The 16,748-nt window shown below is 34.7% G+C and carries 14 protein-coding genes and 1 pseudogene; 2 read left to right on the top strand and 13 right to left on the bottom strand.

Features of this window, described 5'->3' with window-relative positions; genetic code table 11:
• Positions 1–66: 66 nt before the first annotated feature.
• The 6 genes from ganR to BLE01S_RS21205 all read right to left on the bottom strand — a co-directional run bounded on the left by ganR (position 67) and on the right by BLE01S_RS21205 (position 5,853).
• The gene (gene ganR, locus BLE01S_RS15775) at positions 67–1,071 is read right to left on the bottom strand and encodes a galactan degradation operon transcriptional regulator GanR (RefSeq protein ID WP_066144489.1); all 1,005 of its coding nucleotides are present in this window, start codon (positions 1,069–1,071) and stop codon (positions 67–69) included.
• A gap of 1,090 nt (positions 1,072–2,161) precedes the next feature.
• Complete coding sequence (locus tag BLE01S_RS15770; RefSeq protein ID WP_066144486.1) at positions 2,162–2,698, bottom strand: hypothetical protein; 537 nt, start codon at positions 2,696–2,698, stop codon at positions 2,162–2,164.
• 353 nt (positions 2,699–3,051) lie between these two features.
• Positions 3,052–4,086 (bottom strand): group II intron reverse transcriptase/maturase, encoded by a 1,035-nt coding sequence (gene ltrA, locus BLE01S_RS15765; protein ID WP_231955962.1) that lies wholly within the window; start codon positions 4,084–4,086, stop codon positions 3,052–3,054.
• Positions 4,087–4,123: 37 nt separating this feature from the next.
• The gene (locus tag BLE01S_RS21210; protein ID WP_238456042.1) at positions 4,124–4,438 is read right to left on the bottom strand and encodes a hypothetical protein; all 315 of its coding nucleotides are present in this window, start codon (positions 4,436–4,438) and stop codon (positions 4,124–4,126) included.
• Positions 4,439–4,594: 156 nt separating this feature from the next.
• Positions 4,595–5,710, bottom strand: coding sequence for a group II intron reverse transcriptase/maturase (gene ltrA / locus BLE01S_RS15760; protein ID WP_238456041.1), 1,116 nt, complete (start codon positions 5,708–5,710; stop codon positions 4,595–4,597).
• Entirely contained in the window at positions 5,704–5,853 is a 150-nt protein-coding gene (locus BLE01S_RS21205) for a hypothetical protein (RefSeq protein ID WP_231955855.1), read from the bottom strand. The genes ltrA (BLE01S_RS15760) and BLE01S_RS21205 overlap by 7 nt, the downstream gene beginning before the upstream one ends.
• Positions 5,854–8,765: 2,912 nt before the next feature.
• Here BLE01S_RS21205 and BLE01S_RS15740 point away from each other — a divergent pair.
• Positions 8,766–9,326: pseudogene (locus BLE01S_RS15740) on the top strand (group II intron maturase-specific domain-containing protein); the annotation flags it as partial.
• Between the two features lie 73 nt (positions 9,327–9,399).
• Here BLE01S_RS15740 and BLE01S_RS15735 read toward each other — a convergent pair.
• Positions 9,400–11,745: a glycoside hydrolase domain-containing protein gene (locus BLE01S_RS15735; RefSeq protein ID WP_066144471.1), complete on the bottom strand. Its 2,346-nt coding sequence runs from the start codon at positions 11,743–11,745 to the stop codon at positions 9,400–9,402.
• Positions 11,746–11,956: 211 nt separating this feature from the next.
• On the opposite strand from BLE01S_RS15735, the gene BLE01S_RS15730 reads away from it, so the two are divergent.
• Positions 11,957–12,802 carry a hypothetical protein gene (locus tag BLE01S_RS15730; RefSeq protein ID WP_066144468.1) on the top strand — a complete coding sequence of 282 codons (846 nt, stop codon included), beginning with the start codon at positions 11,957–11,959 and terminating at the stop codon, positions 12,800–12,802.
• Positions 12,803–12,860: 58 nt separating this feature from the next.
• Here the strand turns inward: BLE01S_RS15730 and BLE01S_RS15725 are convergent, their stop codons facing one another.
• From BLE01S_RS15725 to BLE01S_RS15700, 6 genes are all read right to left on the bottom strand, one after another.
• Positions 12,861–13,115, bottom strand: a complete 255-nt coding sequence (locus BLE01S_RS15725) for a hypothetical protein (RefSeq protein WP_066144465.1) — start codon at positions 13,113–13,115, stop codon at positions 12,861–12,863.
• Between the two features lie 65 nt (positions 13,116–13,180).
• Positions 13,181–13,540 carry a hypothetical protein gene (locus tag BLE01S_RS15720; protein WP_066144463.1) on the bottom strand — a complete coding sequence of 120 codons (360 nt, stop codon included), beginning with the start codon at positions 13,538–13,540 and terminating at the stop codon, positions 13,181–13,183.
• A 1,770-nt stretch (positions 13,541–15,310) separates the two neighbouring features.
• A complete protein-coding gene (locus BLE01S_RS15710) occupies positions 15,311–15,514 on the bottom strand; it encodes a hypothetical protein (RefSeq protein WP_066144456.1) in 204 nt (67 codons plus the stop codon).
• A gap of 20 nt (positions 15,515–15,534) precedes the next feature.
• On the bottom strand, positions 15,535–15,663 hold the full coding sequence (locus tag BLE01S_RS21440) for a sigma-70 family RNA polymerase sigma factor (protein WP_111703550.1): 129 nt from the start codon (positions 15,661–15,663) through the stop codon (positions 15,535–15,537).
• A gap of 12 nt (positions 15,664–15,675) precedes the next feature.
• On the bottom strand, positions 15,676–16,116 hold the full coding sequence (locus BLE01S_RS15705; RefSeq protein ID WP_066144453.1) for a hypothetical protein: 441 nt from the start codon (positions 16,114–16,116) through the stop codon (positions 15,676–15,678).
• 261 nt (positions 16,117–16,377) lie between these two features.
• Complete coding sequence (locus BLE01S_RS15700; RefSeq protein ID WP_066144450.1) at positions 16,378–16,608, bottom strand: hypothetical protein; 231 nt, start codon at positions 16,606–16,608, stop codon at positions 16,378–16,380.
• Between the last annotated feature and the right edge of the window lie 140 nt (positions 16,609–16,748).

Genomic DNA, 16,748 nt, shown 5'->3' with positions numbered 1-16,748 from the left:
TACTAGTTTAGGTAAAATAGTTTACGAAAAAGACAAGAAATGATTATTTCTTGTCTTCGTTTTGTTCTAATATGCTATTTCATTTGTACTCTTTCTAACAATAAGTTCTGAACCAAGATACAATGTTTTAACATACTTGCGTTTTTCTTGGATTCTCTCAAGCAATAGAATAAGTGCATTTTTGCATATTTCCCTTGTATCTATATGAAAAGTCGTGAGAGGTGGCGATACGTATTTAGCCACACTAATATTATTAATACTAATTACACTTACTCTATTTGGAATCGCAATCCCTTTTTCATTCAATGCTTGTAGGCAACCGACGGCTATCGGATCAGCTGCAATAAAGAAGGCAGTAGGCAGCTGATCTCCTAGCTTTTCAATAGCATTTGTCATAATATGATACCCATTATCTACCGAAAAACCTCTGCGAGAAAAAACATATTCATCATGCAGTAAACCCTTCTCTTGCATGTAACTCCGAAAAGTCTCTTCGCGCAAATCCATATCTTCCTCATCTGTGTTGGGATTATGATATGTCCCACCAATAAAACCAATGCTCTTATGCCCTCTTTCCATATGATAATCAATCGCCTTTTTTGTAATTTGCACTAAGTCAGGTCTAACTGAGTCAAAATGGTAAGGATCAGGTGTCGTATCCAGAAAAACACCGTTAGAAGTAATACTTCTCAAGTGGGCCAATTCTTTATCTGAAAATGTACCTACTGCTAGGAACCCCTCAATATTTTCAGGTATTGCCTCAATTCCATTAGAGATTTTATATGTGGTTAATTCAACATTAGCCGCTTCCGCAAGCTTTTCTATTTCTAATCTCATTGACTTAAAATACACATCTTCTAGTTCCTCTTTATCTGTTAACCAGTATAAGAAAGCAATGTTTTTAACCATTTGCTTCACTGTCTTCTTCCGATAATTCAACCTTTCGGCAACCATGTAAATCTTTTCCCGCGTTTCCTGCGGAACAGTAAGGTTTGGATCATTATTTAAAACTCGGGAAACAGTAGAAATTGAGAACCCCGCCGCTTCTGCCACATCTTTTATTTTCGCCATTCCGATTACCTCCATCAACAATCGCCACTTATAAGTAAAATATTTTACCTTTATTTTACCACTATTTTTACTAAAGTCAATCCTACCTTCCTACCGACTGATGGAAAAGAGATCAACAATCAATCCGCCAAAGTCTATAAAGGAATACCTATAGCTAAATATATAAAAGAGCACCAACCAAAACAAGCCCCAAATCCACAATGGACTCGAGGGCTTATTACCTGGGTTACTCTGTTTCCGAAAATTGCTTCGGAATTGCTCCGGTGCCAGGAATTGCTCCGGTGCCAGGCACTCACTCAACTCAAGAACAATTCAGAATTGTTTGGGTGCCAGGCACCCAGACAAACCAGGGCACCGAAACAAATCAATTTCAAGCATTTTTATTTACTTTCAGCCCAACGGTTGTAGGCGTTTTGGTTTATTTCGATGTACCAATGGAACTTTGAATGTAAAACCTACTACTAAATTGCTCGATGCAGGATTTGGAATTGATTATCATCAATATCTTGAATCTTTGACTTTAGAAAACAGTTTGGTTTACGCTACTGGTGCAGATGAATAATGTATGAATACTTAGATAACACAAGTAATGTGAATTAGATTATTTTTGATTAATATAGTGAAAGTCTAGATGGAGTCAACTTAGAAGGAATTAGCAAATTTGATGCTAAGGAATATTGGCATGAACCATTAGATGAGATGGAAAAAAGCCATCTCATATTTACAGCAATTATTAAATGACCTTAATGTCGAACTTAATCATAAAAGGGTAAACTAAACGATACTCGCACAAGCCGAATGGGGAAAACATAAAATAATTAGATAATTTTTCAGGGAGATAGGTCTGATTTGTTTAAACTTGATTATAAATTTTACTATAACCTGATAATCGAAAAGATCTTAAACAAACTTTTAAATTAGAAGAGGCTGGGACAAACCTAAAATACCCCTACACAAAGCCGAATGATGTTTTAGTAAGCAAGTACAAAAATACAAAGAAAACCGAACTATTACGAAAATCTAACCGTCATTTCGTAAATTAGTTCGGTTTTTTGATTTGTTAAAGTTCTTTTGTCCTAGCCTCTATTTTTTAAACCCAATTCCCATCAATTGTTACAGTATTGTACATACTATGTCCTAAGTCTATATCTGTATCACACCAGCCATTAACAACTGGGACAACTGAGCTTGATCCGCTGTGTTGGTATGCTTTAATAGATAATCTCTCAGGAAAGTCGCTTCCAGCTGTTGATTTGCCATCAGTATAGACAAATCCACCAGCCTGAACAGCGGTCTGTTTTGTTTTCCCTGTAAAAATACGTGACTGTCTATGAAGAACTTTAAATCTTATGCCGAACCCCGTTAATTGTCCGTATGATTGTCGATAAGCAAGTAAATTTGCATTAGTTGCCGATAAATCACTACCTTTAGCCCATCCTTCTTTCCATCCACTAGGAGTGTAAAGTTTGACCAAACAGTATCCTTGTGCATTAGGATTACACTCAATCCAAGTATATAATTCGCGATTTGTGATAGTTCCGATTTGTGCGCCCACATTGGGAGGTATTGATCTACCATCATACACCTTAATTCCTTTTCCACTAAGATTGATTCGAATTGTTGCCATAATTATTCCTCCATTCAAATTTATTAATTTTTGTTTCTATATTATAAAGAGATTTATCTTTATTTTTTTAAACCTATTACTTTATGAAATTAAACTATTTGAATTTAAGAGGAATACTTAAGGAGCATATTATGGAATGAAGAACAAATCATTAGAGTGAAATTTTGGAAGAAATATTAAAAAACTATGAAGAAGATATTGTAGCTTTGTAATAAAGTTTGATAAAAATGATGCTAATAACTCGCTTAATGCAAAGCTAGGGATAATAAAACAATCGAGTAGAGTGAACGAATCGTGATTCGATTCGTTCGACCCTCTCACACCACCGTACAAACGGATCCGTATACGGCGGTTCAATAATTTGAGTGTACGAACTGGTACTTCTTGGATATGTCTATATAGCCAAGTCGTGCCAGTTCTTTGTCTGTTAATGGCCTATGAAGGATATAGCTAGCGGATATTCTCCAGTAACCCTTTCGGGTATTTGACCATTCATAGGCTTTTTGTTTGTCGATACCGAGTTGGACAAGGTTTCTATATCTGGTCTTAGGTTTCTTCCATTGTTTCCATATATATTGCCTTAACCTGTGCTTCAACCAACCATTTAACTCGTTTATAAATCTTTTCATTACACTAATGCCGTAGTAGTTTAACCATCCGGTCATTAGTTGCTTAATTTGTTTGAGTATTACTTCGGTGCTTTTCCCTCTATTTCGTTTCGTAAGTTTCCTTAACTTCTGTTTAACAGAGAGTTTCGCTTGTTGATGTGGTCGAATTTTGACACCGTTTCGCATCGGCATTATACAGAAGCCTAGAAATTTTCGTTTCATTGGGCTTCCTACTGCACTCTTCTCACGGTTTACAGTTAACTTTAGCTCCTCTTCGAGGAATTTAATAGATTTCTCCATTACGCGATAACCCGCACGCATACTTTTAACGTAAATATTACAGTCATCGGCATATCGGACAAATTTATAGCCACGTTTTGGGAGGAGTTTATCAAATTCATTTAAATAAATGTTACTGAGTAATGGTGATAAATTCCCTCCCTGTCGTGTCCCTTCTTCCGAGGGTTCGAATAACCCATTAACCATGATGCCACTTTTAAGGTATAAGCGAGTAAGGCATAGTACCCTTTTATCCTGCACCTTTTGTTCGATATAGTACATGAGTTTATCGTGGTTCACTGTATCAAAATAAGCTTTCATATCGATATCTACGACATATTTATATCCTTGTTCATAGTAAGTTTTCGCTCGTGTAATCGCTTGATGCGCACTACGTTTTGGGCGAAAGCCGAAACTATTATTAGAGAATGTCGCGTCAAATATTGGTTGTAAGACTTGATTGACTGCTTGTTGAATCATTCGGTCGACAACCGTAGGGATTCCTAATTTTCTTACGCCCCCATTTGGCTTTGGGATTTCAACTCCGTAGTACAGGTTGCGGACGGAATGTTCCGTTGCGTAAGCTCTTTAATAGTTCCTCCTTGTACTCTCTCAAGTATGGAAGCAGTTGGTCGTATGTCATACCATCGACGCCTGCTGTTCCTCCATTTCTGACCACTTGAAGATAAGCTTGGTTGAGATTATTCCTAAAAATAATCTTCTCAAACAGATGTACACCATTTTGATTATCCATTTCGCCATGGAAACCACTATGCGCTCCGTCATACCCTTCATGTTCCACATTATCTCTTTGGCGGTAGCCAAGTTCCCTTGTTTTCTGCAGTTTTCGCAATTTCCACACTTCCATGTGTCCTCAGAATTATTATTGTTCGGTCCTTCACGCTCTGTCAGTGAACGCTGTAGATTCGAAGGAGGTCGGCAAAAGCCTTCCTCCTTCCGCTCAATCAAACGGATCGTACGGTTTTCCCGTAATCCGCTTTCCTTTATGTCATCCTTTGGATGCAACTTTAGATTCTATATCTGGAATTAATGAGATAAGGTTCACAAGTTGGTACTCCGAATAAAGTTTGGATTCGTGAAATTTCTTCCAACCCATGTTTCGCCATCTTTTGAATCTATGGCTCCATATTCGTCTTACAATCCAATGTTGAAGTTTATTAAAGAGTTTCCTAACATGGGCTTTGCGATAGTAATTACCCCATCCTCTGATGACAGGATTAATACTCTCTATTAGCTTAAATAAATTCAAAGGAATTCTTCGTTTTGTGCGGTTACGTATAGTTCCTATGAATCGCTTCACAGATTTTTCCGTTGGAATTGCATAGATGTTCATGATATTAGGTTGCTTTTTAATTTTATGGCGAGGAAGTTTGAGTCCTTTTCCCTGTTTAACCTTATATCCTAAAAATTCAAATCCCCATTTAATATGAGTAATTCTGGTTTTCACAGGGTGGATTATTAAGCCAATTTTAGATAGTATTCGCTTCGCATCATTTAATGCTTTTACAGCTTCATTTCTTGTTTTACAAAGTACTACCCAATCATCGGCGAACCTTGTAAGTCGATACCCTTTATTAACCATTTCATGGTCGAATGAATCCAGATATATGTTACTGAATAGCGGGCTGATTACCCCACCTTGCGGTGTACCTTGTGTGGTCTCATGTTTCTTTCCTTTTTCCATATATCCTGCTTTAAGCATTTGCCTAATGAGTCGTAAGACTCGTCCATCACTTACTCTTTCTGCAATTTTGTTTATTAACAATTCATGTTGGACATTCCCAAAGAAATCCCTCAAATCTGCATCTAGAACCCATTCGTAACCATTAATAATCTCACGATATATCTTCCTCATCGCTTGATGGGTTGACTTTCCAGGTCTATAACCAAAACTGCAGTCACTAAAAGTTGGTTCAAATATTGGTTCCAGCCGATTCTTCAAATCCTGTTGACAAACTCTATCCCGAATAGCCGGGATTCCAAGAGGTCTCTTTTCATTGGGGTTGTTTCTTTTAGGAATATTAACTCTACTTACCGGTAGTGGTTTATATGAATCATTTTTCAGATTCTGGTGTAGTGTGTCTAATTCTTTATACATCACCATTTCAAAATCATTAATACTAATATTGTCGATTCCCCACTGCCTTTGTTTTCCTTAACTTTTTCCCAAGCCGTCAATAGATTTGTTGGGTGATAAATCTTATCTATTAAAGAATGAATCTTTCTTGTTGTACCATTATCCGTCATTGGTTTCGTATCCTCCACTTACAAGTTTAGGGTCTTTCACAAAGGGAACTTTCCGTTCTTGTTCGTTTTACTCACAAAACTAATTCCGAATTTTGGCTCCATAAAGCAAGCTGCCTTCCCCATTTACTTATCTTTTGAATAAATAAATGACATCTCTAAAGATGCTCCAGACGTTTTTGTTGTTCGTCTGTTTAAGTACTATTCAGCTCTCCGACTTTTCGCAGCGCATCTGTGTCCATTTCGGGGTTTCCTTATAGTCCACATTACTGGAATTCTGTGTATTTCTTTAGAGGATGACTGACACAGAAGCAATCATCCCGGCTTTATTTTAACCACTCACCCTTTATAAGTGCATATGTTCCAGACACTACGAGATCTCCATGGGTCGCTACGCTCATCTTCCATACCATGCCGCCCGCACACACCTTGGTGCGATGGGTGGACTAGTGGCGCCTTCGCCTCCATAGTGCAGGCTCGACCTTGCTCCATCTTTGGCCGACCGGTTCGCATTTCGGGTAGCCCCGTTTTACTACGGCCTGGTATTTCTCCTCAAGCCCTTCAGACTCCACCTCACGGTGGACGCCCTGCCCTCTGATGATATATCATCAGCCCTTGAGACATTACTCCCAAGTTTGGATATAAATCTCCTAGTCCGAGATTCAGTGGGACTTTAACCCACCCGATGAACGTGCTGCCACGCACGCACTATGACGTCTGCTGACTTCTTGCGATTCATCTTTATGTCACCATAAAGATTGCCTAGGTTCGTTATTCCAACTCCCACAAAGCCCTCACAAAACCTCCCCTGGTAAGGGTAAATACTTTCCTCCCATGTAACTGCTAAATTTACTGTATAGGTTTCGGGCAGTATTGGACTTTGATTTGTAAATCTCGCAAACGTAAACTCTAAAATTTGTATATTATAACCTCCTATTATTGTAGTTACAATGGTCATAACTAAGTCTCCTTAAAATTCCTATGTTTCAATATGACTTTATAAAAAATCTTGAGTTAAGAGGTTTTAAGTGAGATGTACAATGTTCTTGTGGTTTATAAGAGTTCAAGTTACTAACGGTTCAAATGTAATATCTAATGTATTCAATAGATTTTTTCCTTTGATACATTTTTAATATTTAAGTAATTATATTAATTAGCTCCAACATATTAAATGTGAGGTAGTTACCATCAGATATACAAAAGAAAAGTTAATTAGAATAGCAATAGCAAAAAGAAACTATTTTACTTCAGCTGCTACATGGAATTGTATGGTCATTAATTTTGACTTTCCATAAGTAAGATCTTACTTTCATTATTTTGGTAGTTGGAATAAGGCGAAAGAAGTTATATTCGGGGATGAGCCATTTACTGCTACTTATTCAGATGATCAATTAATAGATATAGGAGAAAAGCATGCATTATATTTTACTACCATCTCATCATGGAATAAATACGCCAAAGAATTTAAGCTACCACTGGCAGGTGTATATATACATTTTTATAACAGCTGGGAGAATGCAAAGTTTAAGATTTTTGGTCTAGACAGAGCAAAGAAAATTTCAATTATTAAAGAAAACTTATATCATATTGCAAAAGAAAATAAGAAACATTTTACAACAAATACTGAATGGAATAGTCTTGCAAGAGAACATAACTATCCTTCAGTAAAAATGTTTTATACGTATTTTGGAACTTGGAATCAGGCTAAGATCACAATTTTTGGTTCTGAATCTCCATCCTTAGTTAGGGAAACAAATAAAAATCATAAAAATCGATCTCACTTTACCAAATATGATTTAATGACTATCGCAAAGGAAAATATAGAATTTTTTACTACGATTAAAGTTTGGAACGATTTTGCAATGAAAAACGGTTTACCTTGGGCTGGAACCTTTGCAAATTATTTTGGTACATGGAATAAAGTGAAGATAGTATTAGTAAAAACATAATCTATTCTAAGTAAAAGTTTATTGAAATCGCGATCGTACATAAGGATTACTTTACAACCGTCAAAAATTGAGATCGCCATGCAAGCGATCATCATCTTCCACACTCAAATACATACTCTATATATTTTGGCAGTTGAAGAAAAGCTAAAGTTGAAATTAATTTATATATAACGAAGTGATTGCAAATTATAAAGTTATATAATTTCTGATGCATAACTCTGCATTATTACACTATTAATTTGTACCCTTATAAAAATAAATTAGCTTAAAAATATCGAATGTTTGAATCATAAAATAGTAATATGTACAGGACGAATTAATAATTCATAGGTTCCTCAATATCTAGTTGAACGACAATCACTTTTCCTCTATGAAGTCATCTTGACATTTCTGGTTTTTAAATGTAACGTGTTTTACCAAGTATGTACAGTTAGAATTAAAGTGAGGTGTTTCACAATTGATGCTGCTTTCACATTAATTTTGTTTATTCTTCTACCAATTTGCGTTTTAATACTTCTTTCGGGTTTCGTTATTTTTACGTATAAAAAACTATTTAAAAATAAACATTATCTTTTATCATTTTTAATGTTTTTATATCCACTCTTATTGGGTATTATTGGCAGGTTACTTTTAGTTCATGGAAAAAAAGTAAACCTAGAGGAATTCGAGTATCGACTGGCAACCGGGGGGAATACTCAAATGCTTTCTATAAACGTGGGAGATAATTTTATTTTTTCGGGTTATTTATCTTTGATAGCAATAATACCGATTTTTATACTTGTACTAATTTTAGTGCTGTTAAGATTAATTGATGCTTATAAAAAAGAAACGCCTTATTGAAGGTGTTTCTTTTATTATGTGTGCCCGATATGGGTGTAATCTATAAGGTGGGAGTCCCGCGAACTGTGTTACCTTAACGCAAGGGTGTCTGTGACAACGCAGAATCTGTATGTGATGAGCCGTTGAGCAGATGAACGCACAATGAAAGGTATCCAAGATTTCATTGAACACAAACCTCGTTTGAAAGTGAATGAAGAAAATTCAGCTGTTGACCGACCTGGGAAAAGGAAAATTCTAGGCTTTAGCTTTACATTCCACAAAGAACCGAAGGTTCGAATTGCGAAGGAAAGTATTAGACGTCTACACAAGAAAATACGTGCCTCAAGAAAGATGTCATACACCATGGACTATCGAATAGAGAAACTGAACCAATATCTAATGGGGTGGTGTAGCTATTTTGCCTTGGCAGATACTATATCTACCTTCAAACAACTAGATAGTTGGATTAGAAGACAATTGCGTATGTGTCTATGGAAGAATTGGAAGAAACCTAAAACGAAATATACAAACCTTATTAAACTTGGAACCCCGCCAAGCAAAGCTTGGGAGTGGGCAAATAGTCATAAAGGTTACTGGCGTATTTCTAATAGTCCCATATTACACAGAAACCTCGGTAACTCCTATTGGAGCCACCGAGGTCTTAAAAGTCTGCAAAATCGTTATGAAACTTTGCGTCAAATATCTTAATTGAACCGCCGTATACCGAACGGTACGTACGGTGGTGTGAGAGGACGGGAGTTAATCATCCCCTCCTACTCGATTATTTACCCTGGTCAACATAATATAGGATTTTATTATACCAAGCGATTGCGATTGCCTCTAATTCCCCGACACTAAGGTTTAAATGTCCAATAAGTTCTTCTCTTACAATTGAATATTCTATGCCGCCTTTCATGACTTCAAGGGAATCAACTAATAATTTTGCCCTATCACCATTAAAACGATGATTGAAGAACCTAGTAAAACGAGTATTCACCTGCCCTAATGTGTAGTAACTTGGGAAAATTTCCGCAATACTCACATTTAATCTTCTGGCTTCATGAGCCATATTATAGGCATCAATATCGCCTAATAAGTCATCCAAATCAAATAGCAAATCGGGAAAAGGTTTATTTTCGACCATACCGATTAAATCATATGCTGCTGCATATGTTCGATCGTTTAAGTCCCCTTCATAATGATCTCTATACATAACTACATTTTTTGCCACTGTAATTAAATCCCCGGCCCATCCCAATATATCAGTAATTTCAACAGAATCTTTAAAGCGACCGTATAAACCATTCATAACAGCAAACATATGCTGAACGCCAATGACATGATTTTCAACTGGATCAATTATGTCCACGAATTCACCTATCGGTTGCGTTACATTGGTCTCCAAATATACTTCGAAGTATTTTGGGTAAAAACCTGCCAAAGCGGCCCATCTAGTACCAATATATACGCCCTTCCTATAATAACCACTTAAATTATAATTTAGGTCAGTAACATCAGTGTTACCTTCAATGTTAGCCAGACTAGAAGCACCAAGTGCAATAATTGTAAACTGGCCAAAAGATAATTTATTGGGGTCATCTGGTAATTCTCCTGGTACTTCAACACTATCGTCAATAAAAGAAGCACCTGAATCCCTGCCGGAGTTTATATTATTATCGATATTTATCATACCTGAGCCTGAACCAATCGTAATGGTTGAAATTTGATCAAAAGACCAATTGTTTGGTAAAGGATAGCCTAAGTTTCCACTAAATCCTGTAGAAAGGCCACTAACAAAACTATAATCAGCTAAGCCTCTATTATATACTTGGATGCACGCATTACGGGGTCCGTATATGCCAATATTGTATTGGTTCCCCATATCATTTTTAGCTTCATTTAATCCAATAAAGTGAGGGATTAAGGCATTAGAAATTTCGTGACCTAGTACATCAAAGTCAACTGCAAAATAGATTGTCGTTCCTTTCGGTAAACCATAAGATGCGGCTGCCCTAAAAGCTTTCTCATAGTCAACATATCCTTGGTTACGAGAAAAGTTATTTGCATTTGCATGACTTTCTTGAAAAATCGGGTACACAGACAGCCCGGCATTAAAAATAGTCTGAAGTTCACCCGGTTGTATACGTTTATTTAAGCCACCAGGAACGTTTGTTAAATATCGTCCAATAATTACATATCCTTCATTAACTAGTGTTTGCGCCCTTGCAGGTGTAACTTCTGTTATCCCATCACTAGCTGTACCTCGTCGGTTAGGATCACCTGTGCTAACTAATAAGGACATCCAAGTTTGATAATCGGCATTACCATTTTGGCTCAAAAGAGTAAATAATTGAAATTCACGTAAAACATTACTCAACTCATTATCAAAAGTTCCATTAATGTTGTTCAATGTATACCCGTTAAAAACAATCGCATACTTTAACAACCTCACAAAGTTACTTTGACTTGAACCCACACTCAAATTAGGTAAACCAGCTCTCGTCGCAGGTCCCACTGTACCTGTCTGTTGGTTTGCAGGGATGTCAATTTCGGTTTGTATAGCATAAATCAAAGCTTTATTTGTTTGTCTTTGATAATGCCCATCACATGGCTGAACCCCTGAATTTTTATAATAATTGTTATTTAATGTTCGCTGAATTTCCCTAATTTGGGGATCCCCGCCTAGAGTTAATACATAAGCATCCATAGTTAAGAAGGCTTTAAAGACATGTACATATACGACTCCATCTTGTTGTGGTAGCCCCGCATCAAGTTGTAGTTTTATAACTGCTCGTTCAGTGGCTGGACCAAAAATGCCATTAAATGCTCCTGGATTATAACCTTTACACCAACATGCTCCTTGAAGAATTTTAACGATATTTCTTCCTTGCTCTGTACCTGGTATGTTGTCGAAGGACATTTCGCCAAATGCTCTATATGCAGCTTCAGTAGAAGGACCAAAACTATTTGCAGTATTTATTATTCCTAATTCAATTTGTAATGCCCGTGTTAAAGCGTATACTGTAGACCAACCAGTTTTTCCATTCTCAGGAATTCTACCTGATCCGGGATGATCGCCATACTTTTCATTAACCCATTCCTGTACCGCTAATACCATTTCATCCATCTGTCTTCCCCCTTACCTTTATTTGGTTGTTGCGAATAAAGTATTACGCAACTATCTATAAAGAGGAAGTAATCGATGAAAAAACAACGATATTGAGAAAAAATTTGGAGGGGGAGTGTCCAAATAATAAGTATGTTCTCCTCTGCTAAAGAAAAATTTTTTTCTAATATGTTATAATTTACATATATTTATAATCGGGAGTGGATAATTTATGAAAGGCATTTATATATTGGGGATTAGTTCTATCCTGCTTCTTACTGCTTGTAGTGACAAAGCAAATGAACAACCCATTGGAAAAGAAATTGAAGACAATCAAAATATTAATATGGAAGGTATCACAATTGGGTATGAATATAAGTGGGATAATATTGAACGAGACTTATTTAGTTTAGATTCTCAACTTAACGAAGAAGATTATAGTAATATAAAAACATTTTTTAATACATTTACATTACCAGAAGAAGGTCGTTTAACACCTGAAGACGCTAAAGAATATTTCCCTCAAGATGTTGAAAGTAATTCTTCTTATAACTTTTCAGATGACGAAGTATATTACAAAAACTATCTTGTATTTGATACCAATACAAATATGGCTTTAAGCACAAACATTTGGGGGTATGATTCTAATACCTTTGATCCTATTAAGCCTTTTGAAACACAGGCTGTCGGTTTATTTATGAGTATAATTGAAGAGATTAACGATAGAGGTTACTTGTCTCCAACAGGTGAAATTGTCAGTGAGTATACTACACTGTCTACGGAGGAAAAAAAATATTTGGACGATGAATTGTTTCATGCCACCCAGCAAGAAGGTAATAAATTACCTAAAGGTTGGGGCGCGCTTCAAGGTGTTATTGATAGTATTCAGTTGAAACTAGAGTACATTGAACCTTACTTAAAAGAGTATCAAGAGTTACACACTTGGTCAGCTGAAACACGTCAATATTTACAAGTTGCAAATTCAATTGGTTATCAAGATTACGAAAGGGCTTACCAGTACATTGTAGCAGCAACCATTAACATTGATCGAATGAGCCAAGTATTGCCAGGAGATTAAACTAAAATATAAAAAGATGGTCAGTGAATAATAACGACCATCTTTTTATATTATATTCTTATTTTTTAGCAAATAGACCTTCTGTTAGTTTATGCTTTTGAAAATTCTCTAGTTTAAGAGATTCCAGAAAAGCATCTACTTCTTTCTCTTCAGGATGATAAAATAACTCTGCTTCCAGGAACTTACCATCTTCATCTACATAATTAATAATCGCTAAGAAATGACCTTCTTCTATCCTTTGCGGATCAACCACAACCTCATTGTTTTCAATTGAAATAATATGTTTATTATTTTCCTTTTTGAAAGTAACCATTACTTTCCCCTCCTGATAAATATTTTTAGTAACCTTAATATACCAAGTGTTTAAACTTACTATAATTAGTCATGGTAAAATGGTGAGGATGGATCAGTTGAACCATCTAATTGCCATAAAACACGCATAGCTGCACCAGACTTACGAACATTAGTAAAAGTATGGTCTACACGCCCTGGTCCTACTCTAGAATCACATAAATCTCTGTTTAAATAAGTACCAATCGTTTCATAAACAGCTGATGTTACCACACGTTGTAATCGAATGCTTACTTTCATACAAGTCGCGATACAAGGCATACAGCTATAAACAGATACAGGGATGTTATTGTGCGAAGCCACCCCATAAGTAATAGCAGTACTGACAGGTTTCATAGCACCTCCACCATGTTGTCGCCTCTGAAATGTTTGGTAAAGTGTTGGCATAAAATTTCTCTCCCTTTTATTAAATTAGATACGAAACGCATCTATTTAATAAAGAGGAAGTAAGTAATAAAAAATCAACTTTTATTAAACATTTTTTCAACTTCCTTAATTCGCTCAAGTAACTACTGCTTTTAAGAATCCTGCTTACTTCCTCTTTGTGTACGTTTTTTCGATTGAGGAGTAGTTTCTGCCTCTAAATATTTCCGTATAGTTTTTCTAATAGATTGGAAATAAAAACTGGGGGATTTTAAATCGTTATTATCGAGGATTTTAACACCGCCATTCACACCATATACTAATCAATATTTTCTTCTCTTAATTATCCATCTAAGAAAACTGAACATAATTGCTATAATTAATAGGATAAAAAGCCAAGTTATTTGAGTGAAGGGATCTACTTCCTTCACTGTATTAATATAATAATAGGCAAATATTAAGAAAAGGATGCTATATGCACCAATTAAATTCTTCTTTATCATACCACTACTCCTTAAATTTCTTTCATATTTACTATTAGATCACACCAAATTCAATTCTTTATTTATTTCGTCTACAACTTGACGTACTCTTTGATTAAAAGTCGCTTCTCCTTGTGTCGTTCGCTGTTAAAGTTGCTTGATTAAGGTAATTTGCTACACCTGCTTTTTGTTTTACAGCTATCCGACGTTTATACGTTTTATTAGCCAATATCAATACCCTTCCCAAAGTTTTTACTTCTCTACTTTTACGGAGAACGCAAAAAATCCTTTAGGCAGATTGATAGCATAGTAGCCAAAAATAATAAAATGCTACTCCATCTCAATTGCCCAAAGGCTGATATCTAATAGTCACCACAGACACAAAAAAATGTGTCGCAAATAAAAAGAAAGAAGTAAAGTATGTATAATTATAACGGTTAATACAGCAAAATACCACTACGCCTCAATAGTTTTTAGAATTATTTCCAGTTCATATCCAGGCACTGCATTAAAATACATACCTTTTACATTAAAGCCATACTGAATACATGTTTCGAGCATATTCTCAGCAACGACTGTATAACTAGAAACCCTAGAGTACATACTTGAGATGTTTCATAATTAATAGCCACAATCTCAATGTTTTCCTCAGTATATAGAAATCCGAAATTAAATTGTAACAATTCCTCCACCTTTAAATAATAGTCAGTTGATTTTGTATACTTTTTACTACTCCATTCTTTCTAAAAATATTAAAAGCCCTTTGAATCCGCACGAATGAGATGTGTGGCTCCAAAGAATTTTATAATCTTAAGGCCGCAGACTAATATAATGTCGCAAATATAAATATATTATATCGGTTGCAGTTTATTACTTCAACTCCAACAAAACTAAAATCTATTTATAATTACTATATTCATTTTAAATATAGTAATTATAGCGTTAAGGGAATCAAAGGAATCGGGCAAAGAAAATGATGTAGTTTTATAAAAAGGTTTGATCAAAAAGGCTTAAGAATTTGATATTTTTATAGGGGAAAATATTTCTCCCCTATAAACCAACTGATCCAATACCCCATAAAAGGAATAGTAAATTTCTATTATATCTCAATTATTTCATCATAATTATCATTAAGCAGAACGCCAGAGACTTGTACTTATATGCTGTTTATTATGATAATTCATCATTCTTTTTACAAATCCATCCGCATAACCATTAAGTCCTCCACGTAAATTTATAGACTAGGAGTTGCAGAAACCACTGTTTTCGTTAATCTACCTTCTACATAGAATAGAATTTGTCTATTTTCCCCTTATAAGTTAGTTAATTTCCAAAAACTGGGTGGATCATTGAATTCAACTGTGTATAATTTTTCAATTATCTTCAATTTTATTTCCTGTTCTAAATCATCTCTATCTTGGTAGGTAGTATTGCTTAGACTTTTCTTAATCTTTGAATTAAAATCATCAATAATTTCTATGATTTCTTTTGTACTTTCGTCTTTTTTGTGAAACATGTGATCACCTCCTGGAATTTTCACCCCATCTCTTTAAGTAACGTTTTTAATGCTTTCCTATGGAGATTTGAAACATTTTGGGGAGTAGATTTTAATATGTGAGCTATTTCTATTAATTTTAGTTCTTTTAAGTAGATCAACTCTAAAATTTGAAGTTGTTTTTAAGATAGATTGATCAAGCCTGAATAGAGTTTTTCATTTTCAATATGATCTATTAATCTCGTACTAAAAACACCACTAATAACCGCACTTTCATCCTGAATAAGTTCTTTAGGTGTAGTAGTATTGTTATCATTTGATATGCTTTTATCTAGTATTAATTGTTGCTGCTTGTTTAGTTTACGATTTTTCTTATCAAAATCTATGCTAAAGAAATAGATAAGACTACTGACGTATTTTGTCTTCTTAATTTTTGTGTAATGTTTTTTAAATGCATTATCAACACGCTCTTTATTACTATTAGTCGGCATAAGAACAGCCTCTTTAACTAATTCAAAATGCCGTTTATCTGACATAAAGCTTTTAATTATTGGATTTTCTAAATTTTCGCTATTTTTGTCGAAAAATTCCGCTACTTTACAATCGTTTTTATCAATTATCACCGACATCCACCTCTTTATGTAAAATTTCCTCCTTTTGCCTTATAATTTAAAGTGAATTAGGTATCTTAATAATAAACCAAGGAACCTATGTTCGCAAAAAAAAAAAAAAAACTACAATAAAAAAATATTACCAAATTGGTAATCATTTATATATTTGATACTTATTTAAAACTAAAAATTTTTGTTAAATTGTCAGAAAATAAAATACTTTTAATTATATACTCTGTAGATTCGATCATGATGTAAGGTGAAATTTTTCATTTAACTTTTGAATAATAAATTCTCGATTTTATCAATTTGAATTCCAACGATCTCTTCTTTATTTCCACTTTTCTTATCAATGGATAAGGTGAAAGGAATTCCTTCTACGTTATAATTTTTTATTTTTTTCAAAACAGCTACATTGGCAACCTTCTTTTTAACTATCCATTCTATTATTTTTATGCAGAAATTACAACTACCATTTGAATACACGATTAATTCTTTCTCCACTTTTAAATCCCCCCTTTTATGTACTCTATATCAAAGTGAAATTGTCGATAAAATCTAAACTAGTAATAAAAAATTTTAACTTCAATTTAATAACTAATAAACTTAAATAATTAATTGTTTATTATTGATATTACTCACTT

Source organism: Lederbergia lenta NBRC 16444, from assembly GCF_001591545.1.
Taxonomy (GTDB): domain Bacteria; phylum Bacillota; class Bacilli; order Bacillales; family Bacillaceae_C; genus Lederbergia; species Lederbergia lenta.
Note: the sequence above shows the minus strand (reverse complement) of the source record. Positions and strands in the feature narration are given on the sequence as shown.

Bases quoted from the DNA above. Each gene is read 5' to 3' on its own strand.
- BLE01S_RS15710 (WP_066144456.1), bottom strand. From the start codon at position 15,514: ATGTTTCACAAAAAAGACGAAAGTACAAAAGAAATCATAGAAATTATT.
- ganR (WP_066144489.1), bottom strand. From the start codon at position 1,071: ATGGCGAAAATAAAAGATGTGGCAGAAGCGGCGGGGTTCTCAATTTCT.
- BLE01S_RS15725 (WP_066144465.1), bottom strand. From the start codon at position 13,115: ATGGTTACTTTCAAAAAGGAAAATAATAAACATATTATTTCAATTGAA.
- BLE01S_RS15730 (WP_066144468.1), top strand. From the start codon at position 11,957: ATGAAAGGCATTTATATATTGGGGATTAGTTCTATCCTGCTTCTTACT.
- BLE01S_RS21205 (WP_231955855.1), bottom strand. From the start codon at position 5,853: ATGACGGATAATGGTACAACAAGAAAGATTCATTCTTTAATAGATAAG.
- BLE01S_RS15770 (WP_066144486.1), bottom strand. From the start codon at position 2,698: ATGGCAACAATTCGAATCAATCTTAGTGGAAAAGGAATTAAGGTGTAT.
- ltrA (WP_238456041.1), bottom strand. From the start codon at position 5,710: ATGGTGATGTATAAAGAATTAGACACACTACACCAGAATCTGAAAAAT.
- BLE01S_RS15735 (WP_066144471.1), bottom strand. From the start codon at position 11,745: ATGGATGAAATGGTATTAGCGGTACAGGAATGGGTTAATGAAAAGTAT.
- BLE01S_RS15720 (WP_066144463.1), bottom strand. From the start codon at position 13,540: ATGCCAACACTTTACCAAACATTTCAGAGGCGACAACATGGTGGAGGT.